General features: G+C 57.6%; 22 protein-coding genes and 4 tRNA genes. 6 read left to right on the top strand and 20 right to left on the bottom strand.

Annotation, left to right across the window (positions count from 1 at the left end):
* Positions 1-20: 20 nt before the first annotated feature.
* The 6 genes from rbsD to GIR22_RS10810 are packed head-to-tail and all read right to left on the bottom strand — an operon-like array spanning position 21 to position 5,937.
* Entirely contained in the window at positions 21-425 is a 405-nt protein-coding gene (gene rbsD / locus GIR22_RS10835; RefSeq protein WP_154743325.1) for a D-ribose pyranase, read from the bottom strand.
* Positions 422-1,342, bottom strand: coding sequence for a ribokinase (rbsK, locus tag GIR22_RS10830; RefSeq protein ID WP_154743324.1), 921 nt, complete (start codon positions 1,340-1,342; stop codon positions 422-424). Before rbsK ends, rbsD begins: the two co-directional genes overlap by 4 nt.
* Before the next feature lie 23 nt (positions 1,343-1,365).
* Complete coding sequence (locus tag GIR22_RS10825; RefSeq protein ID WP_154743323.1) at positions 1,366-2,388, bottom strand: LacI family DNA-binding transcriptional regulator; 1,023 nt, start codon at positions 2,386-2,388, stop codon at positions 1,366-1,368.
* 3 nt (positions 2,389-2,391) lie between these two features.
* Positions 2,392-3,369, bottom strand: coding sequence for an ABC transporter permease (locus tag GIR22_RS10820; protein WP_154743322.1), 978 nt, complete (start codon positions 3,367-3,369; stop codon positions 2,392-2,394).
* Positions 3,366-4,919 (bottom strand): sugar ABC transporter ATP-binding protein, encoded by a 1,554-nt coding sequence (locus tag GIR22_RS10815; protein WP_154743321.1) that lies wholly within the window; start codon positions 4,917-4,919, stop codon positions 3,366-3,368. The genes GIR22_RS10820 and GIR22_RS10815 overlap by 4 nt, the downstream gene beginning before the upstream one ends.
* 58 nt (positions 4,920-4,977) lie before the next feature.
* Complete coding sequence (locus GIR22_RS10810) at positions 4,978-5,937, bottom strand: sugar ABC transporter substrate-binding protein (protein ID WP_154743320.1); 960 nt, start codon at positions 5,935-5,937, stop codon at positions 4,978-4,980.
* A gap of 563 nt (positions 5,938-6,500) precedes the next feature.
* Between GIR22_RS10810 and GIR22_RS10805 the strand changes: the two genes are divergently transcribed.
* From GIR22_RS10805 to GIR22_RS10795, 3 genes are all read left to right on the top strand, one after another.
* Positions 6,501-7,589, top strand: a complete 1,089-nt coding sequence (locus GIR22_RS10805) for an asparaginase (RefSeq protein ID WP_154743319.1) — start codon at positions 6,501-6,503, stop codon at positions 7,587-7,589.
* Positions 7,590-7,816: 227 nt separating this feature from the next.
* Positions 7,817-8,068: a DUF1654 domain-containing protein gene (locus GIR22_RS10800; protein ID WP_178122197.1), complete on the top strand. Its 252-nt coding sequence runs from the start codon at positions 7,817-7,819 to the stop codon at positions 8,066-8,068.
* A 4-nt stretch (positions 8,069-8,072) separates the two neighbouring features.
* Entirely contained in the window at positions 8,073-8,762 is a 690-nt protein-coding gene (locus GIR22_RS10795; RefSeq protein WP_154743317.1) for an endonuclease, read from the top strand.
* Positions 8,763-8,808: 46 nt separating this feature from the next.
* Here the strand turns inward: GIR22_RS10795 and GIR22_RS10790 are convergent, their stop codons facing one another.
* Complete coding sequence (locus tag GIR22_RS10790) at positions 8,809-9,174, bottom strand: SPOR domain-containing protein (protein ID WP_154743375.1); 366 nt, start codon at positions 9,172-9,174, stop codon at positions 8,809-8,811.
* Positions 9,175-9,436: 262 nt separating this feature from the next.
* Between GIR22_RS10790 and csrA the strand changes: the two genes are divergently transcribed.
* Positions 9,437-9,622 carry a carbon storage regulator CsrA gene (gene csrA, locus GIR22_RS10785; protein ID WP_154743316.1) on the top strand — a complete coding sequence of 62 codons (186 nt, stop codon included), beginning with the start codon at positions 9,437-9,439 and terminating at the stop codon, positions 9,620-9,622.
* A 126-nt stretch (positions 9,623-9,748) separates the two neighbouring features.
* Here csrA and GIR22_RS10780 read toward each other — a convergent pair whose 3' ends face one another.
* Positions 9,749-10,207 carry a DUF2214 family protein gene (locus tag GIR22_RS10780; protein WP_154743315.1) on the bottom strand — a complete coding sequence of 153 codons (459 nt, stop codon included), beginning with the start codon at positions 10,205-10,207 and terminating at the stop codon, positions 9,749-9,751.
* A gap of 163 nt (positions 10,208-10,370) precedes the next feature.
* On the opposite strand from GIR22_RS10780, the gene GIR22_RS10775 reads away from it, so the two are divergent.
* The gene (locus GIR22_RS10775; protein ID WP_154743314.1) at positions 10,371-10,634 is read left to right on the top strand and encodes a hypothetical protein; all 264 of its coding nucleotides are present in this window, start codon (positions 10,371-10,373) and stop codon (positions 10,632-10,634) included.
* A gap of 24 nt (positions 10,635-10,658) precedes the next feature.
* Here GIR22_RS10775 and GIR22_RS10770 read toward each other — a convergent pair whose 3' ends face one another.
* The 5 genes from GIR22_RS10770 to GIR22_RS10750 all read right to left on the bottom strand — a co-directional run bounded on the left by GIR22_RS10770 (position 10,659) and on the right by GIR22_RS10750 (position 14,279).
* A complete protein-coding gene (locus GIR22_RS10770) occupies positions 10,659-11,336 on the bottom strand; it encodes an HAD-IA family hydrolase (protein WP_178122196.1) in 678 nt (225 codons plus the stop codon).
* A 224-nt stretch (positions 11,337-11,560) separates the two neighbouring features.
* Positions 11,561-12,208: a pyroglutamyl-peptidase I gene (gene pcp / locus GIR22_RS10765; protein WP_154743313.1), complete on the bottom strand. Its 648-nt coding sequence runs from the start codon at positions 12,206-12,208 to the stop codon at positions 11,561-11,563.
* A 7-nt stretch (positions 12,209-12,215) separates the two neighbouring features.
* Positions 12,216-13,166: a DUF979 domain-containing protein gene (locus GIR22_RS10760; protein ID WP_154743312.1), complete on the bottom strand. Its 951-nt coding sequence runs from the start codon at positions 13,164-13,166 to the stop codon at positions 12,216-12,218.
* Complete coding sequence (locus GIR22_RS10755) at positions 13,163-13,888, bottom strand: DUF969 domain-containing protein (RefSeq protein ID WP_154743311.1); 726 nt, start codon at positions 13,886-13,888, stop codon at positions 13,163-13,165. Before GIR22_RS10755 ends, GIR22_RS10760 begins: the two co-directional genes overlap by 4 nt.
* Positions 13,889-14,202: 314 nt before the next feature.
* Positions 14,203-14,279: transfer RNA gene (locus GIR22_RS10750), tRNA-Val, on the bottom strand.
* A 184-nt stretch (positions 14,280-14,463) separates the two neighbouring features.
* On the opposite strand from GIR22_RS10750, the gene GIR22_RS10745 reads away from it, so the two are divergent.
* Positions 14,464-15,747 (top strand): NAD(P)/FAD-dependent oxidoreductase, encoded by a 1,284-nt coding sequence (locus tag GIR22_RS10745; RefSeq protein ID WP_154743310.1) that lies wholly within the window; start codon positions 14,464-14,466, stop codon positions 15,745-15,747.
* Between the two features lie 178 nt (positions 15,748-15,925).
* Here GIR22_RS10745 and GIR22_RS10740 read toward each other — a convergent pair.
* From GIR22_RS10740 to GIR22_RS10710, 7 genes are all read right to left on the bottom strand, one after another.
* Positions 15,926-16,002 (bottom strand) — tRNA-Asp (locus tag GIR22_RS10740).
* Between the two features lie 104 nt (positions 16,003-16,106).
* Positions 16,107-16,183, bottom strand: a tRNA-Asp gene (locus GIR22_RS10735).
* 55 nt (positions 16,184-16,238) lie between these two features.
* Positions 16,239-16,314, bottom strand: a tRNA-Val gene (locus GIR22_RS10730).
* A 107-nt stretch (positions 16,315-16,421) separates the two neighbouring features.
* Positions 16,422-17,186 (bottom strand): SDR family oxidoreductase, encoded by a 765-nt coding sequence (locus GIR22_RS10725; RefSeq protein WP_154743309.1) that lies wholly within the window; start codon positions 17,184-17,186, stop codon positions 16,422-16,424.
* An 11-nt stretch (positions 17,187-17,197) separates the two neighbouring features.
* Complete coding sequence (locus GIR22_RS10720; RefSeq protein WP_154743308.1) at positions 17,198-18,409, bottom strand: O-succinylhomoserine sulfhydrylase; 1,212 nt, start codon at positions 18,407-18,409, stop codon at positions 17,198-17,200.
* Between the two features lie 65 nt (positions 18,410-18,474).
* Positions 18,475-19,980: an amidophosphoribosyltransferase gene (gene purF, locus GIR22_RS10715; protein ID WP_154743307.1), complete on the bottom strand. Its 1,506-nt coding sequence runs from the start codon at positions 19,978-19,980 to the stop codon at positions 18,475-18,477.
* Positions 19,981-20,021: 41 nt separating this feature from the next.
* Positions 20,022-20,579: a CvpA family protein gene (locus tag GIR22_RS10710; protein WP_178122195.1), complete on the bottom strand. Its 558-nt coding sequence runs from the start codon at positions 20,577-20,579 to the stop codon at positions 20,022-20,024.
* Positions 20,580-20,715: the final 136 nt, after the last annotated feature.

Here is a 20,715-nt window from a genome sequence, read left to right as displayed (position 1 = left end):
CTCCTTGTCGTTGGGAAATTCTAGAAGGTCACACCGGAGACCAGTGCGATATTGCAGTAGGGCTGACACTCGCCAGTACGCACCACAGCCCTGGCCTTGCGGCTGAGTTGCTTGAATGCTTCATGGCTGAGCAAGCGGCGCTCACCAAGGGCCGCCTGTTCACTCAGTAGGTTCAGGTCAGCCAGTGCCGGCGGCTGCTTGAGCAGAATCTCTTCGGCCAGCACATGGCTTTCCACCTGCATCTCACTGAGCACGATACGCAGGGTGCTGATGAAGTCGGGAATACCCTTTGTCAACGCCAGGTCAATCAATTCGACGCCCGGAGGTACCGGCAAACCAGCATCCCCGATCACCAGGATGTCGCCGTGACCAAGGGAAGCAATCAGCCGCGACAGGGCGATATTGAGTAAGGGTGTCTTTTTCATGAGGGATCAAAACCTTGAACATCAAGCAGCGTCGGGATGGAGGGTTGCGCACCGGCACGGGTGACCGACAACGCCGCTGCGACCTGACCAAAACGAATGGCCTCGGCTTCGCGCTTACCGTTGGCTAGCGCCGCCGCAAAACCGCCCACAAAGGTGTCACCGGCAGCAGTGGTATCCACTGCCTTGACCTTGGGCGCCTCGAGGTGCTCGAAAGCGTGCCCATCGGCAAAAAGTGCGCCTTGGGCACCGAGGGTAATAATTACTTTGCCAGCACCGGCCTTGATCAGGCGCGTGGCCGCGGCCTTGGCCGTGTCCAGAGAGTCGACCACTACGCCGCTCAAGGCCCAAGCCTCACTCTCATTGGGAATCAGGTAGTCGATCGAGGCATACCACTCCTCGGGCAATGGACCGCTGGCAGGGGCTGGATTGAGGATCACGGTCTTGCCCAGTTCGCGGCCGCGCTTGAGAGTGTGACCCACGGTGTCCATCGGCACCTCAAGCTGGCAGACGATCACGTCAGCGGCCTGCAGCACGCTGTCGAACGCCTGCAATGAAGCAGGCGTAAGTTGGCCGTTACTGCCAGCAACAATGACAATTGCATTCTGACTGCTGTCATCCACCACAATCAGCGCCACACCGCTGGAGCCGTCCACCTCGCTGACAGCCTGGCAATCAATACCCTCCACCAGCAACGCATCCCGCAGTTGAACGCCATACGCATCGGTGCCCACGCACCCCACCATGGCAACACTTGCACCCAGGCGCGCCGCCGCGACCGCCTGGTTGGCGCCCTTGCCTCCCGGCACGGTGAAAAAGGATTGGCCGATCAGGGTTTCACCGGCGCGGGGCAGCCGAGTGGCCCGGGTGACCAGGTCCATGTTCAGGCTGCCTACTACCACTACGTTTTTTGCTGGCATACATCAGTACTCATCAATTCGGTTCAGCGATATCGGGTGAACACACTGGCCAATGGCGCCGTGGACTCACGCAAAACAATACTTGGCGTCACGATGCGTTGATCGACCGGCAATTGGGGGGTCGCAATTCGTCGCAGTAAAAGCTCTGCCGCCATCTCCCCCAGTTGCAGGATTGACTGGCCCACCGTGGTCAGTGCCGGATAGACATAGCGGCTCATCTGAATATCATCAAAACCGATCACCGACAGCTCACCGGGCACGCGGATATTGCGCTCGGCAGCGGCGCGCAATACACCGAAGCCGATCATGTCGTTGCCGGCAAAAATTGCGCTGGGAGGGCTGTCCGCCAGCAATTGTGCCGCAGCTGCATAGCCGCCGGTACTGGTGAAGTCGCTCTCCAGCACCCGACCACCTGCCACCTCAACCCCAGCCTCGCTCAAGGCACGGTAATAGCCCGCCAGACGCATTTGCGCCACCCGGGTATGCCCTGGCCCGCCGATGCAGGCAATATCTCGATGCCCCAACTCCAGCAAATGCCAAGTCGCCAGGTAGGCGCCTTGTTCGTGATCGATGCGCACCAGGTCGACATCAATACCATCCAGCGCCCGGTCGACAATGACCATAGGTGTGCGCACGGCTTTCAATCCCGTGGCCAGGCCGCTGTCGTCGCCGCCAACCGAGGTCACGATCAACCCGTCGATACGCTTCTCCAGCAGAACCCTTAGATAACTGCGCTGCTTTTCAGCGTTATCGTCGGAGTTGCAGAGGATCACACAGTAACCGTTACGCTCGCAGTAATCCTCGATACCCCGGGCCAACTCCGCGAAATACGGGTTGAGGCTATTGGGCACCAGCAAACCGATGGTCGCGGTGGTCTTGGCCTTCAGTGAACGTGCGACGGCGCTGGGCACATAATCGAGCTGCTTGATGGCTGCTTCGACCTTGATCCGTACAGGCTCGCTGACTGGACGGGACTTGTTCACTACATGGGACACCGTGGTATAGGAAATCCCCGCCAACGCCGCCACATCCTTGATGGTTGCCATGACTCAGGCCCGCCGACTGGCGCGCTGGCTGCGATAGGTATCCAGCACCACTGCGATCACGATCACCGCACCGGTAATGATGCGCTTGGTTGGCTCGGTAGCACCAATCTGCGCCAGCCCTGCCGCCAGTACCGAAATGATCAGCACGCCGAAGAAAGTACTGATGACTGAGCCACGACCACCCATCAGGCTGGTACCACCAATCACCACCGCTGCGATCACTTGCAGTTCCAGGCCGGAACCGGCATTCGGGTCCGCTGCTTCCAGGCGGGAAATCTGGAATAGCGCTGCAACACCGGCCAGCAACCCCATCAGGCTAAACACCAACACTTTATAGGGCTTGGGATTGATCCCCGCCAGTCGCACGGCCTCTTCGTTGGTGCCAATACCGATCAGATAACGACCGAATACCGTCCGGGTCAATATGAACTGGGCAGCAATGATCACCAAAAAGGCGATGATGAACGAAGGCGAAATACCAAAGGCAATCGGGTTTGACAACCAGGCAAAGGAGTCGCCGATATACGCGGTACGCGAGCCAGTCATCTGGTACGCCACACCGCGGGCCATTTCCAGTACGCCTAGGGAAACGATAAATGACGGGATACGCCAGGCTACGGTGATAGAGCCGGTAATGGTTCCCGCCAGCGCCGCGCAACCCATGCCCAGCAGTGCAGCCGGCAGTACGCTCCAGCCCCAGCCGAGGATCGCCACGCTGACGGCGGACGCCGCCAGGGCCAGCACCGAGCCCACCGATAGATCAATGCCGCCGATGATCAGGACGAAGGTCATGCCCACCGCCAGCACCATCAAGTCTGGAATCTGGTTGGCCAGGGTGCTGAAGGTGCCATAGGACAGGAAGTGGTCACTCAGGAACGAGAACAGCGCAATCATCGCCAGCAATGCGCCGGCCAGGCCCAGGTAAGTACCCAGGCCGTAGAAGTTGCCACTACGTTTCGCGGCAGAAGGTGCAGTTTTCATGGGGTATTCCTAGGCGCCGCTTCGTTGAGCAACGCATCACGTTTCTGATAGCCGGCAAACGCGGCGGCGAGCAATTCGTCCTGGGTCCAGCTATCGCGCTCGAAGGTCTCGATCAGGCGCCCGGCGGACAGCACGCCGATCCGATCGCAGATCAGCATCAACTCACGCAGGTCGCTGGACACCACCACTAGCGCTTTGCCCTGGCGCGTCAACTCACCGAGCAAGGCATAAATATCGAATTTGGCGCCGACGTCGATACCACGGGTCGGCTCATCGAACAGCATCACCGCACAATCACGCTCCAGCCAGCGGCCAATCACCACTTTCTGCTGGTTGCCGCCCGACAACTCGGACACCAACTGTGACGGGCTGGAACTGCGGATTCGCATGGCGTCGACTTGGCGCTTGGCCAGGGCAGTTTCGTCGCGACCGTTGACCAGGCCAGCGCTGGAAACCTTCGGCATATTGCCCAAAGCAATATTGGCGCTGATCGATTGGGTCAGCAGCAAGCCTTCGCCCTTTCGGTCTTCGGTGATCAGGGCTATGCCGTGACCAACCGCATCCACTGGAGAGCGGATGCTCACCACCTGAGCAGGCGAGCCCAGGGCGACGGTGCCGCTGTCGGCCAGGTCCGCACCAAAGATCAGGCGCAATAACTCGGTACGGCCGGCGCCGATCAGACCGGAGATTCCGTATATTTCACCGGCACGCACTTCAAAGGACACATCGCGGACCTTATCCGAGCGGGTCAGGCCTTTTACCGTCAGCGCGGGTGCGCCAATCGTACGTGGGCCCAGGTCGATCTTTTCGCCCAGCTCGCGGCCGACCATCAACGTGACCAGTTGCTCACTGTTGTAATTGACCATCGGTTCGACACACACCAGGTTGCCGTCACGCAATACCGCAATGCGTTGGGCGACGCGGGCCAGCTCTTCCAACCGATGGGAGATATAGATAATCGCCACGCCCCGAGCCTGCAGGCGGGTGATTTGTTCGAACAGCATCTCGACTTCCCGAGCCGTCAGCATCGCCGTCGGCTCGTCGAGAATCAGCACACGACAGTCGCCGATCAAGTTGCGGGCAATCTCGACCATCTGCTGGTGACCCATACCCAGGCTGCCGACCAGGGTGTCCGGGTCAATAGCGTCGAGACCGACCTGGGCCATGGCTTCGATGGCAGCCTTGCGCAATTGCTTGCGGCTGATCCAGCCACCGTGGTTAGGCAGGTTGTGCAAAAACAGGTTCTCGGCCACCGTCAGGGTGGGCAGCAGGTTGAGCTCCTGCATGACCATGCGCACCCCCTGCTCCTCGGCCTGGGTACGACTGCCCGGGGCGAAGGCCTGGCCATTGAACTGCATTTGCCCGGTCGTCGGTGTGACCAGGCCACCAATGATCTTCGACAACGTGCTTTTGCCTGCACCGTTCTCACCAGTCAGCGCTAACACTTCCCCGCGATTGAGCGTAAGGGTGATGTCGGTCAGGACCGGTTGGGTATAGGTCTTGCCGATACCGCTGACCGAGAGGACAGCGTTCGATGCGCAAGATGACATACAAAAGTCTCCAGGCGTCCGCTCACGTAGAGCGGACGTTGTTGGGTGCAATCAGGAATTACTGCTTGAGAACGAGTTCGACCGGGGTTTCGATCACTCCATCAACGGCGTCTACTTTTTCACCCTTGATCAACTTCAGTGCATTCTGGATGCCGAAGACCGCTTGCTGGGCGGCAGCCTGGTCGGCGGTCGCCAGGACACGACCGTCCTGCAGCATCGGCTTGATGGCCACGATGTTGTCGTAGCCCACCACCTGAACCTTGCCCGCCTTGCCTGCAGCGCGTACCGCAGAAACAGCGCCCAGGGCCATGTTGTCGTTACCCGCCAACAGTGCCTTGAGGTCCGGGTATTCGCTCAACATGGCAGAGGCCACTTTTTGCCCTTGATCGATTTCCCAGTTACCGGATTGAGTGGAAACGATCTTCATGCCGGCAGCATCCATCGCATCCTTGAAGCCTGCGGTACGCTGCTGGGCGTTAGTGGTGGTCGGTACACCTTCAATAATGCCGACCTTGTCACCTGCGGCCAGTTGCTTGGCCAGGTAATCACCCACCAGGCGTGAACCCTTGCGGTTGTCAGGGCCAACGAAGGGAATAGTGAGACTTTTGCTTTTCAGTACATCCGGATCCAGGCGGTTATCGATATTGACGACCTTGATACCGGCATCGGAGGCTTTCTTCAGTACGGTGACCAGAGCCTTGGAATCGGCAGGCGCGATGACGATTGCATTCACTTTCGCCAGGATCATCTGATTGACGATATCAATCTGAGCGGAGGTATCGGTTTCGTTCTTGATACCGTTGGTGATCATTTCAAAGTCGGCGGAGTGGGCTTTCTGGTACTCCTTGGCGCCATCTTGCATCGTGACAAAAAACTCGTTGGCGAGGGACTTCATCACCAGGCCGACCTTGGGTTTGGCGGCGGTGTCATCGGCGAATGCATTGGAGAGGGGCAGAGCAGCGGATGCGGCGGCAAGCACAGCGACAGCAAGAAGACGTCCAGCAAATGGCAGCTTCATGGGTTCACTCCGATCTTATGATTATTGTGAGCAACGCTTGCACCGAAGAACGCTTCGGCAACCTTCCCATCCAGGATGGCTGATACGAATGTTCACGGCACTCATGGAGTACCCGCGAAACAACTCGCAAACGTTTGCGTTGAACAAACTATGCGAATCTTGTCGAGATTTGTCAACGAAAGATAAAGCCTTTGTCTGAATCCGCTCTAAGTCGTGCCCTACAGCCAAGTTGCCGAACTCGATAAACATTTCTGTCAGTTAATCGTTCTCTGCAGTGACAACAGTTGGTTTATTCAGAGGGTTACTCCAACCACTTTCCAGCTTGCTTTTCGGACAACCGAACACAAGCCCCTCCTTTGTTCGGAAAGCCGGACAGGAACATTGATTAATTATCGCAATAATCTAGAAAATACCTATATAAATCAATATGTTGAAATAAATAACCGAACAAAACCCTACTGGTACAAATCCTGCTCTTACACAGCACCTCGTGGCTTCAGATCTGCCCGGGTGTTTCTAGATGAGCCTGCACCAGCACTCATCAAAAACCAGAGAGAAAAATAATGAAATCTGCACTCAAGAGCTTTGTTCCGGGCGCGTTGGCCCTCCTGCTGCTGCTCCCTGTTGCCACCCAGGCAAAAGAAGTTGAAACCAAGACCAAACTGTCCAACGTGGTGATCCTCGCCACGGGTGGCACCATCGCCGGCGCTGGCGCCAGCGCTGCCAACAGTGCGACCTACCAGGCCGCCAAGGTCGGCATCGAGCAGTTGATCGCTGGCGTTCCCGAGCTTAGCCAGATCGCCAACGTTCGCGGCGAGCAAGTAATGCAAATCGCCTCCGAAAGCATCAACAACGAAAACCTGCTGCAGCTGGGTCGTCGCGTCGCCGAATTGGCCGACAGCAAGGACGTGGATGGCATTGTGATCACCCACGGTACCGATACCCTGGAAGAAACCGCCTACTTCCTTAACCTCGTGGAAAAAACCGACAAGCCCATCGTGGTCGTCGGCTCCATGCGCCCAGGCACCGCGATGTCGGCTGACGGTATGCTCAACCTGTACAACGCCGTGGCAGTCGCCGGCAGCAAAGACGCTCGCGGCAAGGGTGTGCTGGTGACCATGAACGACGAGATCCAGTCGGGTCGTGATGTCAGCAAAATGATCAACATCAAGACTGAAGCGTTCAAAAGCCCATGGGGCCCGCTGGGCATGGTAGTAGAAGGCAAATCCTACTGGTTCCGCCTGCCAGCCAAGCGCCACACCATGGGTTCGGAATTCGATATCAAAACCATCAAAAGCCTGCCAGACGTCGAAATCGCCTACTCCTATGGCAACGTAAGTGATACCGCTTATAAAGCCCTGGCCCAGGCTGGCGCCAAAGCCATCATCCACGCCGGTACCGGCAACGGCTCAGTATCGTCCAAAGTCGTGCCAGCCCTGCAGGAACTGCGTAAGGAAGGCGTACAGATCATTCGTTCTTCCCACGTCAATGCTGGCGGTTTCGTCCTGCGTAACGCCGAACAGCCTGATGACAAATATGACTGGGTCGTTGCCCATGACCTGAACCCACAGAAAGCTCGCATCCTGGCCATGGTCGCCCTGACCAAGACTCAGGACAGCAAAGAGTTGCAACGGATGTTCTGGGAATATTGATCCTCCCTCGACCTGGCCTTGATGGTTGGGCCACCACCCACTCGCGGCGTACCGTGAGTGGGTTTACCTTCCTGGGTCTTGTTCCTCAAAAAATCTTTAAAAAACAAAGCCACTTTGCATAAAAACAAATAAACCACGGTCCAAGGGAGCTTCTTGGATTTTAAGCAGTTGCGAATTTACCCACAGTTAAATACTGTATGTTCGTACAGCTTAATAAGGATCACTCCGTGGCAAAGCCTTCCTCTGCAGCACTCACCCCACCCGATGCCTACGAACGCCTGGCGATCCGTGTGCAAAAAATCATCAACTCGACCAATGCCCAGAAAGCCAAGGCTGCCTTGATCTTTCGCTTGCCGGATGAGCCGGAGGACGAATGGGCACGCCTACTGGAAGAAATTGCGGAAAACGACAACGTCACCCTCGCCCATCGCGATGACGGCGGCGTGCAAATTTTCTGGGTTGTGCCGAAGGAAGATTGAGTCAATGAGTCTGCGTTTTATTACTCTGTGTTGTCTGTTTTTCGCTGTCACCGCAAACGCCCAGGCACCTCGTTCATTCAGTGAAGCCAAGAAAGTCGCCTGGAAACTCTACGCCCCGCAATCCACAGAATTTTATTGCGGCTGCAAATACACGGGTAACCGCGTGGACCTGAAGGCCTGTGGCTATATTCCGCGCAAGAACGCCAACCGGGCGGCGCGAATCGAGTGGGAACATATTGTTCCCGCCTGGCAGATCGGTCATCAGCGCCAGTGCTGGAAGAACGGCGGACGCAAGAACTGCACCCGTAGCGATGACGTCTACAAACGTGCCGAAGCTGACCTGCACAACTTGGTACCGAGCATCGGCGAGGTCAACGGGGACCGTAATAACTTCAGCTTTGGCTGGTTGCCGGTGCAAAGCGGGCAATATGGCTCTTGCTTGACCCAGGTGGACTTCAAAGCCAGGAAGGTCATGCCTCGGCCCTCCATTCGCGGCATGATCGCCCGCACTTACTTTTACATGAGCAAGCAGTACGGCTTGCGCTTGTCAAAACAGGACCGCCGCCTGTACGAAGTGTGGAACAGGACTTACCCGGCGCAACGCTGGGAACGCCAACGCAATCAAACCGTGGCGTGCGTAATGGGGCGGGGCAATGAGTTTGTCGGCCCGGTCAACCTGAAAGCCTGCGGCTGAAGGGAGATAAGCGAGCGGGACCAGTAACATCCCGCTCGCCACCTTCTTACTGTAAGACCTTATGTTCAATGACTTGCGATACCGTGTCGTTTTTCTTGGCCTTGAGCAGTTTTTCCGTTAATTGCGCCTGCTTCGCCTCAGCCTCGGCCTTGGTGCTGAACGGCCCGAGCAGAACCTGGTCCTTACCGTCTTCCTTGACCAGATAAAAACTGAAACCATGCTCAAGCAACCACGCAGTCAGGTCCGTCAACGCCTGCAGCTTATGGTCCGGAGGACCAACCCAGACATCCCACTCCTGGGCCGCAATCGCCGAAGCCTGGGGTTGAGCCTCGGTAACGGTAGGCTTGGTCTTGGGAGCATCGACACTTCGGCCCTCGCCGCAACCGGTCAATGCCAATACCACAACTGCCATCGCTACTTTACGCACTGCCCTGCTCCTTTGAGGATCAAAAAGGCAACTTTATCATTCACTACCTATTCTGACCCTCATAAACGCTGCCTTAAACAATGCAAATGATGTTTCGCAGACCTGTATGATGGCGCCATGGGAATTAATACTGCCTTTATGCGTCTGAAAAAAGCAGCCACAGGGAAGCAACTCCACAGTAATCTATACACAGCCGACATCTGCACTGTCTGAACGTGTGTCCTTCAAAGTAATCAAGGAGAAGATCATGCTGATACTCACCCGCAAAGTCGGTGAAAGCATAAACATCGGTGATGACATCACGATCACCATTCTGGGCGTTAGCGGCCAGCAAGTACGAATCGGCATCAATGCTCCCAAAGATGTTGCCGTGCACCGCGAGGAAATTTACCAACGTATCCAGGCAGGCCTGACGGCTCCGGAGAAAAACTAAACATCTTAAAGCGCCTCCAGTAGCCAGCCTTTTCGTTCACTGTAACGGCTGGCGAAAGCCTCTTCGGTTTGGCCAGGCCGAAGCACAGGAACCTGCTCTCCCCCCTCAAAAAAGTTCATTGCCCGCTTAGCCGAGCCCGATGCCACGCGCCATGCCGGTTGCGGCGACGAGCATCAGCACAATCAGTAATGCCTGCACATGGCTGATGCGTGCAAAAAATCCTGCCTTGTGCAAATCCAGTGCACCGCCGCGAGCCAACGCGATACGCCATTTGATCAAGCGGATCATCGGTTGGATTTCCAGCAACAGGATAAAAAGCAATAGCGTCATCTTCAGGTGGAACAGCGGCTGATGCAGGTAGTACTCGGTGCCCTTTTCATATCCGCCGAAGGCTCGCAGCCCTCCCGTGATCAACAGTACCAGGGCGCTGATTCCCCAAACATTGTCCGCGAGCAATACGCTCGGTACCGCCGAGGGCCCAGTATTCGCCAGGCCACGTAACCCCTTGCCGCGGGCCAGCACTGACGCCAGGGCCGTGGCAAAGGCCAGCAGATGAACAGCGGCGAGAAACCAGTGAGTCAACATGATGGGCACCCCCTCTCACTTAATGGCAAGCGTCTACCCGATTAGCCCAGGCCAGCCATCGCGCACGAAAGCCGCCAGGACACCAAGGGAACTTGCGGCCAATTTAGCAGCCAAATCTCGTTACAAGTCATTTAAAACCTGCTGAGTGCTCAGGAGCACGTTGATGAGGCGACCCCCCAAACAGCCTTATTTCTCAAGATCCTGGATCATTGTCCTCTTGATCGGGCTGCTCTTCGTCGCAGTGGGGTATAGCCTCACGCTCGAAATTGACAATGTTGACAACCCCGACGCCCGCTCATGGCTGAACTTGACACTGTTGTTGTGTGGCTATTTGTTTTTTTTCTGCCTCAAGCCGATCCAGTCTGCCATTCATCGAAAACTGTACCGTCGCGCCTTTGGCGACGACCACCAGAAAACCTCACCCTGATTTTCTTTCCATCACCCAAGACCGCTATGACACCGGACACTGTAATTGCAAGAGTCCAGACTCATCACGAGAAGCCTGCACAAACTCATACCCGGCAATCGACGGATGCTCCGTCACCAAGGGTGTCAAGTGCACAGCCGTAACAACCATGACGTCCGCGCCCGATGCCTCACCGGCATGAATGCCAACAGTCGCATCCTCGAACACCAGGCAATCCTGCACCGCCACACCCAATCGTTGCGCCCCCAACACATAGCACGCAGGATCAGGCTTACCACTGGCAACATCCTCGGCCGTCACCATGGCTGCCGGCGGGGTGATACCGGCCGCTTGCAGGCGCCGCAGAGCCAAAGCCTTGGGTGCAGACGTGACCAGTGCCCATTGATCAGCGGGCAGCGTCTGCAGAAACTCAACGGCACCAGCAATCGCCACCACGCCTTCCACATCCGCGATTTCAGCCTCGGTAATCCATTGGGCCTCAGTACGTGCATCGACACCGGGCAAGGCCTGCCGCGTAATGGTATCGATGGCCCGCGCGCCATGGATGGTGGCCAGGAAGGCCGGTACATCCAGGCCATGGCGCTCGGCCCAGGTGGTCCAGACCCGCTCGGCGGCGGCAATGGAGTTGAGGAGGGTCCCGTCCATGTCAAACAGGAATGCGCGGTACCGCTTATCAAATACGGCTGAACCTTTAGTGGACACTGCTCGGCTTCCTCTTGCTTTCGTCACCCGATCTGGGTCCTGGCGAATCACTTGCTTGAGGCAATCTACGGCTCGACCGCCAGCTTGTAAACTCACGGCAGGCGAATCCTGCGGGCATCCACCTCAAGCCCTTTATTGCAACCTGGGCATGGTCCTGCTAGTCGGCTATGGGTGTCGCCCAGTTAACATGCCAGATGGATCGGGAAGCATGAGAGGTATACTCATCAGCTGATCTGCCCTCCCGTTTGCGCTATATCCACGCGGGTATTCCACGCTGTCAGCACCGCCATCCGCAGCCCTTCAACCTGTGCTGCCAGCGCCAACAAAGGCTGTCCCGATACCGTACGTGTCGCCTGCTCAGGCAGGGGTGGCACATGGATAAACCCGCTGCGCACCGTCGACCCGGCAAGAGCATGCTGCAAACTGTAGAACACCTGATTACACACAAAGGTACCAGCCGTTTGCGAGACCGAGGCGGGTATTCCCGCTTCGCGCAGCGCCTGCACCATAGCCTTGATAGGCAGCGTGCTGAAGTAGGCTGCCGGACCACCCGGGACTACAGGCGTGTCGATGGGTTGCTCGCCAAGGTTGTCCGGGATCCGCGCATCGTTGAGGTTGATCGCCACCCGCTCAATGGACATCTCACTGCGCCCCGGAGCCAGGCCGGTCGCGATGACCATCTGCGGTCGATGCTCATCCAGCAACGCTTTCAAGCAAACGCCCGCAGTGGCAAAGGCGCAGGGTAATTGCTCGACCACAACTCGCACATCATCCATCAACAGCACCCCATCCAACTGCCGTACCGCCTCCCAGGAAGAGTTGACCGGGCTCTGATCAAAGGGCTCAAAACCCGTCAGCAATACAGTACGCATTGTCACCTCACATCAGCAGGTAGAGAAGAACGATATTGACTACCAGCATCATCAGCGCGGTGGGCATCTGCGCCTTGATCACTGCGTTTTTATCCGGCAGCTCCAGCAGTGCCGCCGGGACGATATTGAAGTTCGCCGCCATGGGCGTCATCAGCGTACCGCAATAGCCGGAAAACATACCGATAGCGGCCATAACCGCCGGGTTGCCACCGTAAATACCCACCAGCACCGGCACGCCGACGCCACCGGTCATCACCGGAAAAGCCGCGAAACCATTGCCCATGATCACGGTGAACAGTGCCATACCCAATACATAGACCATCACCGCCACCAACTTGAAGTCCATGTTGATATAGGTGGTGGTGACGTGGGCCACGGCAGTACCAACGCCCGCTTCATTGAACAGTAACCCCAGCATCGCCAACATCTGTGGCAGCACCATCGCCCAGCCAAGCGCCTCGGTCAGGCGCCGGGATTCACGCAAGGCCTGCACCGGGGTGTCCCGGGTCAGCCAGCAGGCCAACCCCAAGGCAATCAGGCAGCCAAGCCCCAGCGATACGAAGGTGGTGTTTTTCGGATCCAGCAGCGGCACACCACCGATCTCGGTGTGCTTGAGCAGTACCGAACCAATTACCGTAGTCAACGGAATCGCCAGGGCCGGAATAAACAGCTTATGCCCTAACCGGCCGGCACTGGCTCGCGCAGCCTTCTCATGCAACTGCGCATGGGCCCCACGACCTACGCCACCAAAGCCTGCGATAAGCGCCATCAATACAACCCCGACGCCGATAGCAACCGGTGGCAGGCGCTCCCCCACCAGGAACGGAATTGCGAACAACAACCAGAACAGTGAGCTGGACCAACGCTTGGGGTGGGTTCGGTCGACCAGAATCATGCCAGCGGTGATCAGCAGCAAAACCCCGGCCAGCCAGTACAGATATTGAATGGAGATGATCATTGTGCTGACTCCGCCTGGTTGACAACCGGTGCGACAGGCAAGAGTTCACGGGTAAGCATTCGATCAAAGCGGTTCAGGCGGATCGCATGAATGATGAAGGCGCATATGGCGGTGGGTATGCCCCAGACGGCGATATGCAACGGCTCGACATCAATACCTGAGCCCAGCAGGAAGGTGTGCATCAACGCAATCGCGCCAAAGGCGACAAAGATATCTTCGCCAAAAAACAGCCCCACATTGTCGGTCGCTGCGCACATGGCCAAGACCTTGTGGCGAAGCTTGTCCGGCAATTTGCCATAGCGCTTTTCAGCGGCGCCCTCGGCCATGGGTGCAAGCAACGGACGCACCATCTGCGGGTGCCCGCCAAGGCTGGTCAGCCCCATGGCGGCTGTGGACTCACGGACAAACAGATAGATAATCAACAAGCGCCCGACGGTAGCCCGCTCGAAACGCGCAATCCAATTTTGCGCATGCAGTCGCAAACCATGACGTTCCAGCAGGCCAATGACGGCCAACGGCAACAACAGGATCAGTTGCAAGGCTCGGGTCTGGAGGAAGCCATCGCCCATGGTGGCGAGAATTTTTTCCAATGGAAAGTGAGCGGCAAGTCCGGTGGCTATCGCCGCAGCTGTCACAACCAGTAGCGGATTGAAGCGCAATACAAAGCCGACCACAATGACGAGCACGCCTATCAGTGGCCATAGGTTCACAACAGATTGCATAGTGGCGAGGTCCTTAAGTGCGGGCTGCAAGGCCAATAAAGCAGGTAGTGAAAAGGCTCACTTCTCGAAAATGGCGCGCAGCTCGGCTCGGTTTTTATTATTGACCCGGAAGGTCGAGCGTCAGTGGAGGCATCTTTGCTGCTCGGAGCCGGAGGTGTCCAACAAGAAAAATTGTTGCTGCAAACCAATAAAGTTTGTCGGTGATTGAACGCTGCCTGAGGGGCATTTGGAGGGGCTTTGTAAATCGTAAGCAACAAAAAAGGGCTCACCTTTCGGTGAGCCCTTCTAGACCGCCCAGCAGAGCGGATTTTGTTTGGTAGGCGCGATTGGACTCGAACCAACGACCCCCACCATGTCAAGGTGGTGCTCTAACCAACTGAGCTACGTGCCTGCTGTGAGGCGGCATTCTACGGAATTCACCAAGGGTGTCAACCTCTTTTTTGCAGCTAACCCTATGAATATGCGAATTTTTTACTTTCGTCCCTCCGGGTCATAGCGTCCAGGTAGCTGGCAGGGGAATTTCAACTCAGGTAGGATCGGCGCACTCGTAAAAAATATAGAACAGAGGTTACAGGATGTCGAACGCACCCTACCCCCAATCGTATTATGCCGCGTCCGCCAATGCGGTTCCGTCCCGACCCGCACTGCAAGGCGAAGCCGAAACTGACGTGTGCGTGATTGGCGCCGGCTATACCGGCCTCTCCAGCGCCCTGTTCCTACTGGAGAACGGCTTTCGCGTAACCGTGCTGGAAGCCGCCAAGGTGGGTTTTGGCGCATCAGGGCGCAACGGTGGGCAGATCGTCAACAGCTACAGCCGCGATATTGATGTGATCGAGCGCAGCGTCGGCCCTCAGCAGGCGCAGCTGCTGGGACAGATGGCGTTTGAAGGTGGCAGGATCATTCGTGAACGGGTGGCCAAATATCAGATCCAGTGCGACCTGAAGGACGGCGGCGTGTTCGCTGCGCTCAACAGCAAGCACATGGGCCACTTGGAGTCGCAGAAGCGCTTGTGGGAGCGCTACGGACACACCCAGCTTGAACTGCTGGATGAGCGTCGCATTCGCGAAGTGGTTGCCTGCGAAAACTACGTGGGTGGCCTGCTGGACATGAGCGGTGGACACATCCATCCACTCAACTTGGCCCTGGGCGAAGCGGCGGCAGTGGAATCCCTAGGTGGCACGATCTACGAGCAGTCAGCTGCGATACGCATTGAGCGCGGCGCCAATCCAGTGGTGCATACCGCTCAAGGCAAGGTCAGGGCCAAGTTCATCATCGTCGCCGGCAACGCCTATCTGGGGAATCTCGTGCCGGAACTGGCGGCCAAGTCGATGCCGTGCGGCACACAGGTCATCACCACTGCGCCACTGGGCGATGAGTTGGCCAAGACGCTATTACCCCAGGATTACTGTGTCGAAGACTGCAACTACCTGCTGGACTATTACCGCCTCACCAGTGACAAACGCCTGGTCTTCGGCGGCGGCGTGGTGTACGGCGCGCGCGACCCGGCAAATATTGAAGCGATCATCCGGCCGAAGATGCTCAAGGCCTTCCCGCAATTAAAGGATGTGAAGATCGATTACGCCTGGACCGGAAACTTCCTACTGACCTTATCGCGCCTACCGCAAGTCGGCCGCCTGGGAGACAATATCTATTACTCCCAGGGCTGTAGTGGCCATGGCGTGACGTACACCCACTTGGCGGGCAAGGTACTGGCCGAGGCGCTGAGAGGTCAGGCAGAGCGTTTTGATGCGTTTGCCGACCTGCCGCACTACCCATTCCCAGGCGGGCAATTGCTGCGCACGCCATTTGCAGCGCTGGGAGCCTGGTATTACGGGTTGCGGGATAAGCTGGGTTTTTGATTGCAAGGACAGCTTGCGTGGGGTGCAACAACTTCGACTCCACGCTCAGACCGAGCACGCTTGCCAAATCGCAGACACAAAAAACCCCGGTCTTTCGACCAGGGTGTTTGCTATCGGATCAAAGTAGCCAGTGGCTTTCTTTGTGCTTCAAGGCGTTCAGTGGGCCTTGATGCAGATATGGCGCAGCGGACGGGACTCGAACCCGCGACCCCCGGCGTGACAGGCCGGTATTCTAACCGACTGAACTACCGCTGCGTATCGCTCAGACTGCTGAAGTGTCACCTTCAACGGCCTTCAAACATCTGACTGGACAACCTTGGCTGTTCAATCTCAAGCCTGAACATTCAGACCTGGAAATATGGCGCAGCGGACGGGACTCGAACCCGCGACCCCCGGCGTGACAGGCCGGTATTCTAACCGACTGAACTACCGCTGCGCGTCGGTGCAACCTTTAACGTTGCGTCTTACCCGAAGGTAAAACTCTCAAGAAGTGGTGGGTGATGACGGGATCGAACCGCCGACCCTCTGCTTGTAAGGCAGATGCTCTCCCAGCTGAGCTAATCACCCTTTGCTTCGTTGAGGCCGCGAAATTTACGCAGGTGGCGGACCTAAGTCAATAGCCCGCTTGAAGTTTTTCTGAAAAAGACAAAATAGCGTCAAGAACGTCGCCGCCCTTACTCGCTGTAAATCATCTTCTTGCTCATCCCGCCGTCCACCACAAACTCCTGGCCCGTGACAAACCCGGCATTACGCGACAACAACCAGGCCACCATCGCCGCCACATCCTCCACCGTCCCTACCCGGCCCGCCGGATGCTGGGCGTGATCAGCATCCGTCAACGGCTCGGCACGGCGAGCAGCAGGGTCACGCGCATCGATCCAGCCAGGGCTGACGGCATTGACTCGCACTTCCGGCCCCAGGCTGATGGCCAGCGCATGGGTCAGGGCCAACAGGCCACCCTTGCTCGCGGCGTAAGCCTCAGTGTCCGGCTCTGACTGGCGTGCCCGGGTCGACACCAGATTGACAATGGCACCACCATGGGCCCGCAGGTACGGCGCACAGTGCTTGGCCAGCAACATCGGCCCGCTGAGATTGACCGCCATTACACGATTCCAGTACGCCAGATCCAGGCTCTCCAAAGTAATGTTGCGCGGATCAGCCACCGCCGCATTGCACACCAACGCGTCCAGGCGTCCAAACTGGCCAAGCACTTCGGCAATTGCGAGGGCTACCTGCTGCTCGTCGGCCACGTCCATGGTGATAAACCAGGCATTCTCCCCCAGTACCTTGGAAACCTTGGAGCCGCGCTCGCGATCCAGATCCGCCAGCACCACCTGCCAACCCTCGCTGACCAACCAGGCGGCAATACCCAGGCCGATGCCTCGTGCCGCACCCGTGACCAATGCGACCCGACCGTTACTGGCCCCTGCCGCTTCCATGGACCACTCGATCACAGGGCCGCCAGCCCGCGGGCCAGGTCTGCCTGCAAGTCAGCTACATCTTCCAGGCCCACCGCGATACGAATCAGACTGTCACGAATGCCCGCTGCTTCCCGCTCCTGCGGCGCCAGGCGACCATGGGAGGTGGTGCTTGGGTGGGTGATGGTGGTTTTGCTATCCCCCAGGTTGGCAGTGATCGAAATCAGTCGGGTCGCGTCGATAAAGCGCCAGGCACCCTCTTTGCCACCCCGGACTTCAAAACTCACCACGGCACCAAAGCCGCGCTGCTGGCGCTGGGCCAACTCATGCTGCGGATGGCTCTTGAGGCCGGCGTAATGGACTTTTTCGATCCCTTCCTGCTGCTCCAGCCATTCGGCCAACGCTTGGGCATTGGCACAATGGGCCTTCATCCGCAGACTAAGAGTCTCCAGGCCCTTGAGGAAAACCCAGGCATTAAATGGGCTCAGCGTCGGACCAGCCGTGCGCAAGAAGCCCACCACTTCCTTCATCTGCTCACTTGCACCTGCGACCACTCCCCCCATGCAACGGCCCTGGCCGTCGATGAACTTGGTGGCCGAATGCACGACAATGTCTGCGCCCAGCTTCAGCGGTTGCTGCAGTGCCGGGGTGCAGAAGCAATTGTCCACCACCAGCATCGCCCCCTTGGCGTGGGCCACTTCGGCCAACGCGGCGATATCCACCAATTCAGCCAGGGGATTGGACGGCGACTCGACAAACAGCAGCTTGGTATTGGCCTTGATCGCCGCATCCCAACCGGACAGCTCCGCAAGCGGCACGTAGTTCACTTCAATGCCGAAGCGCTTGAAGTACTTCTCGAACAGGCTGATGGTCGAGCCAAACACGCTGCGGGACACCAATACATGATCACCCGCGCTGCACAGGCTCATGACGACGGCCAGGATGGCGGCCATGCCCGTTGCCGTGGCAACAGCTTGCTCTGCGCCCTCAAGCGCCGCGATACGCTCCTCGAACGCACGCACAGTCGGGTTGGTGTAGCGCGAATAGACGTTGCCCGGTACTTCACCGGAAAAACGCGCCGCCGCATCGGCAGCAGTACGGAATACATAGCTGGAAGTGAAGAACATTGGTTCACCGTGCTCACCTTCCGGTGTGCGGTGCTGTCCCGCGCGCACAGCCAGGGTATCGAAAGCTACGCCATCGAGGTCGCTGTCCAACCGACCGGCATCCCATTCCTGACTCATGCTGCCACTCCTCAACTCAATTCTTTATTAAGATACAAAACCGGCCCCTCAGGGCCGGTGTTTACTCAATTGTTATACAGATCGATGATCGCGCTGACCGCCTGGGTCTTGATCTTGGAGGAGTCGTTGCGCGCCTGCTCAATCTTGTTCAGGTAGGCTTCGTCGACATCACCAGTCACATATTTGCCATCGAATACGGCACAGTCGAACTGCTCAATCTTGATCTTGCCGCCACCGACCGCCTCGATCAAGTCCGGCAGGTCCTGGTAGATCAGCCAATCAGCGCCGATCAGGTCGGCAACGTCCTGGGTCGAACGATTGTGGGCGATCAACTCATGGGCACTCGGCATGTCGATACCGTAGACATTCGGGTAACGCACCGCCGGCGCAGCCGAGCAGAAGTACACGTTCTTCGCCCCGGCTTCGCGGGCCATCTGGATGATCTGCTTGCAAGTGGTGCCACGGACGATGGAGTCATCTACCAGCATCACGTTCTTGCCGCGAAACTCCAGTTCGATTGCGTTGAGCTTCTGGCGTACCGACTTCTTGCGGGCCGCCTGGCCCGGCATGATAAAGGTACGGCCGATGTAGCGGTTCTTGACGAAGCCTTCGCGGAACTTGACGCCCAAATGGTTGGCCAACTCCAGGGCTGCGGTGCGGCTGGTATCCGGGATCGGGATGACCACGTCGATATCGTGCTCAGGACGCTCGCGCAAGATCTTCTCGGCCAGTTTCTCGCCCATGCGCAGACGCGCCTTGTACACCGAAACGCCATCGATGATCGAATCCGGACGCGCCAGGTAGACGTGTTCGAAAATGCACGGAGTGAGTTTCGGGCTAAGGGCGCACTGACGGGTGTGCAATTTGCCTTCTTCGGTGATGTACACCGCTTCGCCCGGCGCCAGGTCGCGGATCAGGGTGAAGCCCAGCACGTCCAGGGACACACTCTCAGAAGCGATCATGTATTCGACACCTTCGTCGGTATGACGCTGGCCGAAAACGATCGGACGAATACCATTCGGATCGCGGAAACCGACAATACCGTAACCGGTCACCATCGCTACGACAGCGTAGCCACCGACGCAACGGTTGTGCACGTCAGTGACTGCGGCAAAAACATCTTCCTCGGTGGGTTGCAGCTTGCCGCGCTGGGCCAACTCGTGGGCGAACACGTTGAGCAGCACTTCCGAGTCCGAGTTGGTGTTGACGTGACGCAGGTCGGATTCGTAAATCTCCTTGGCCAATTGCTCAACGTTGGTCAGGTTACCGTTATGCGCCAAGGTGATGCCGTAGGGCGAGTTGACGTAAAACGGTTGCGCCTCGGCCGAGGTCGAACTGCCTGCCGTCGGGTAGCGTACATGGCCAATGCCCATGTGGCCGACCAGGCGCTGCATGTGACGTTGATGGAATACGTCACGTACCAGGCCATTGTCCTTGCGCAGGAATAACCGGCCGTCGTGGCTGGTCACAATACCGGCAGCATCCTGGCCGCGGTGCTGGAGCACGGTTAGCGCGTCATACAGCGCCTGATTGACGTTCGACTTACCGACGATACCGACGATGCCACACATGCGACGCAACCCCTACTTGATTAATCTTGACTGAACACAGCTTACTGCGGCGTGCTTGCCGGCAAGAGGTGTTCCTTGAACGGAAGATCAGCGGGTACGCTGATTCCGCTGGCCAGCCACTGACTGCTCCACCCCAGTATGAGGTTCTTGGACCAATCTGCGACCAATAGAAATTTTGGCACGAGACTCGACTCCTGCCACCACGAATCCTGCTGTACCGGCCCCAGGCTCAACAGCCCGACTGCCACCACGATCAGCAGCGCGCCACGTGCGGCGCCAAAAGCCATGCCGAGAAATCGATCGGTCCCGGAGAGGCCGGTGACACGTATCAATTCGCCGATAAGATAATTGACCATTGCTCCCACCAGCAGCGTGGCGATGAACATGATGGCGCAGCCCGCGATGACGCGAGCCGAAGGTGTTTCGATGTATCCGGCAAGGTAAACGGCCAATGAGCCACCGAACATCCAGGCTACAACCCCTGCAACGATCCAAGTCAGCAACGACAGAGCTTCTTTGACGAAGCCGCGGCTTAGACTGATCAAAGCAGAGATGGCGATGATTGCAACGATCGCCCAGTCAACCCAGGTAAATGGCACAGTGCAGCCTACAGACGGATAAGGCGGCGCATTTTAGCAGAGCGCCGAGCTATCGGTAAGCTGCGATTAGCAGTGCATTTGAAATCAATGGGTTGCAGTGAAGGGGGGTGGAGTCTCGCGGGCAGCAAAAAACCAA

It is taken from the genome of Pseudomonas karstica (assembly GCF_009707515.1).
In the GTDB taxonomy this organism is placed as follows: Bacteria; Pseudomonadota; Gammaproteobacteria; order Pseudomonadales; family Pseudomonadaceae; genus Aquipseudomonas; species Aquipseudomonas karstica.
The sequence above is the reverse complement of the archived record's forward strand: the minus strand, read 5'-3'. Positions and strand labels throughout refer to the sequence as shown.

Excerpts from the sequence above, each read along its gene's own strand:
- GIR22_RS10820 (WP_154743322.1), bottom strand. The coding sequence starts at position 3,369 with ATGAAAACTGCACCTTCTGCCGCGAAACGTAGTGGCAACTTCTACGGC.
- GIR22_RS10790 (WP_154743375.1), bottom strand. The coding sequence starts at position 9,174 with ATGGCAGTTGTGGTATTGGCATTGACCGGTTGCGGCGAGGGCCGAAGT.
- rbsK (WP_154743324.1), bottom strand. The coding sequence starts at position 1,342 with ATGCCAGCAAAAAACGTAGTGGTAGTAGGCAGCCTGAACATGGACCTG.
- GIR22_RS10815 (WP_154743321.1), bottom strand. The coding sequence starts at position 4,919 with ATGTCATCTTGCGCATCGAACGCTGTCCTCTCGGTCAGCGGTATCGGC.
- GIR22_RS10795 (WP_154743317.1), top strand. The coding sequence starts at position 8,073 with ATGAGTCTGCGTTTTATTACTCTGTGTTGTCTGTTTTTCGCTGTCACC.
- purF (WP_154743307.1), bottom strand. The coding sequence starts at position 19,980 with ATGTGTGGCATCGTCGGTATCGTCGGTAAGTCGAACGTCAATCAGGCG.
- GIR22_RS10720 (WP_154743308.1), bottom strand. The coding sequence starts at position 18,409 with ATGAGTCAGGAATGGGATGCCGGTCGGTTGGACAGCGACCTCGATGGC.
- GIR22_RS10755 (WP_154743311.1), bottom strand. The coding sequence starts at position 13,888 with ATGCAATCTGTTGTGAACCTATGGCCACTGATAGGCGTGCTCGTCATT.
- csrA (WP_154743316.1), top strand. The coding sequence starts at position 9,437 with ATGCTGATACTCACCCGCAAAGTCGGTGAAAGCATAAACATCGGTGAT.
- GIR22_RS10725 (WP_154743309.1), bottom strand. The coding sequence starts at position 17,186 with ATGGAAGCGGCAGGGGCCAGTAACGGTCGGGTCGCATTGGTCACGGGT.
- pcp (WP_154743313.1), bottom strand. The coding sequence starts at position 12,208 with ATGCGTACTGTATTGCTGACGGGTTTTGAGCCCTTTGATCAGAGCCCG.
- GIR22_RS10810 (WP_154743320.1), bottom strand. The coding sequence starts at position 5,937 with ATGAAGCTGCCATTTGCTGGACGTCTTCTTGCTGTCGCTGTGCTTGCC.
- GIR22_RS10825 (WP_154743323.1), bottom strand. The coding sequence starts at position 2,388 with ATGGCAACCATCAAGGATGTGGCGGCGTTGGCGGGGATTTCCTATACC.
- GIR22_RS10775 (WP_154743314.1), top strand. The coding sequence starts at position 10,371 with ATGAGGCGACCCCCCAAACAGCCTTATTTCTCAAGATCCTGGATCATT.
- GIR22_RS10745 (WP_154743310.1), top strand. The coding sequence starts at position 14,464 with ATGTCGAACGCACCCTACCCCCAATCGTATTATGCCGCGTCCGCCAAT.
- GIR22_RS10780 (WP_154743315.1), bottom strand. The coding sequence starts at position 10,207 with ATGTTGACTCACTGGTTTCTCGCCGCTGTTCATCTGCTGGCCTTTGCC.
- GIR22_RS10805 (WP_154743319.1), top strand. The coding sequence starts at position 6,501 with ATGAAATCTGCACTCAAGAGCTTTGTTCCGGGCGCGTTGGCCCTCCTG.
- GIR22_RS10760 (WP_154743312.1), bottom strand. The coding sequence starts at position 13,166 with ATGATCATCTCCATTCAATATCTGTACTGGCTGGCCGGGGTTTTGCTG.
- rbsD (WP_154743325.1), bottom strand. The coding sequence starts at position 425 with ATGAAAAAGACACCCTTACTCAATATCGCCCTGTCGCGGCTGATTGCT.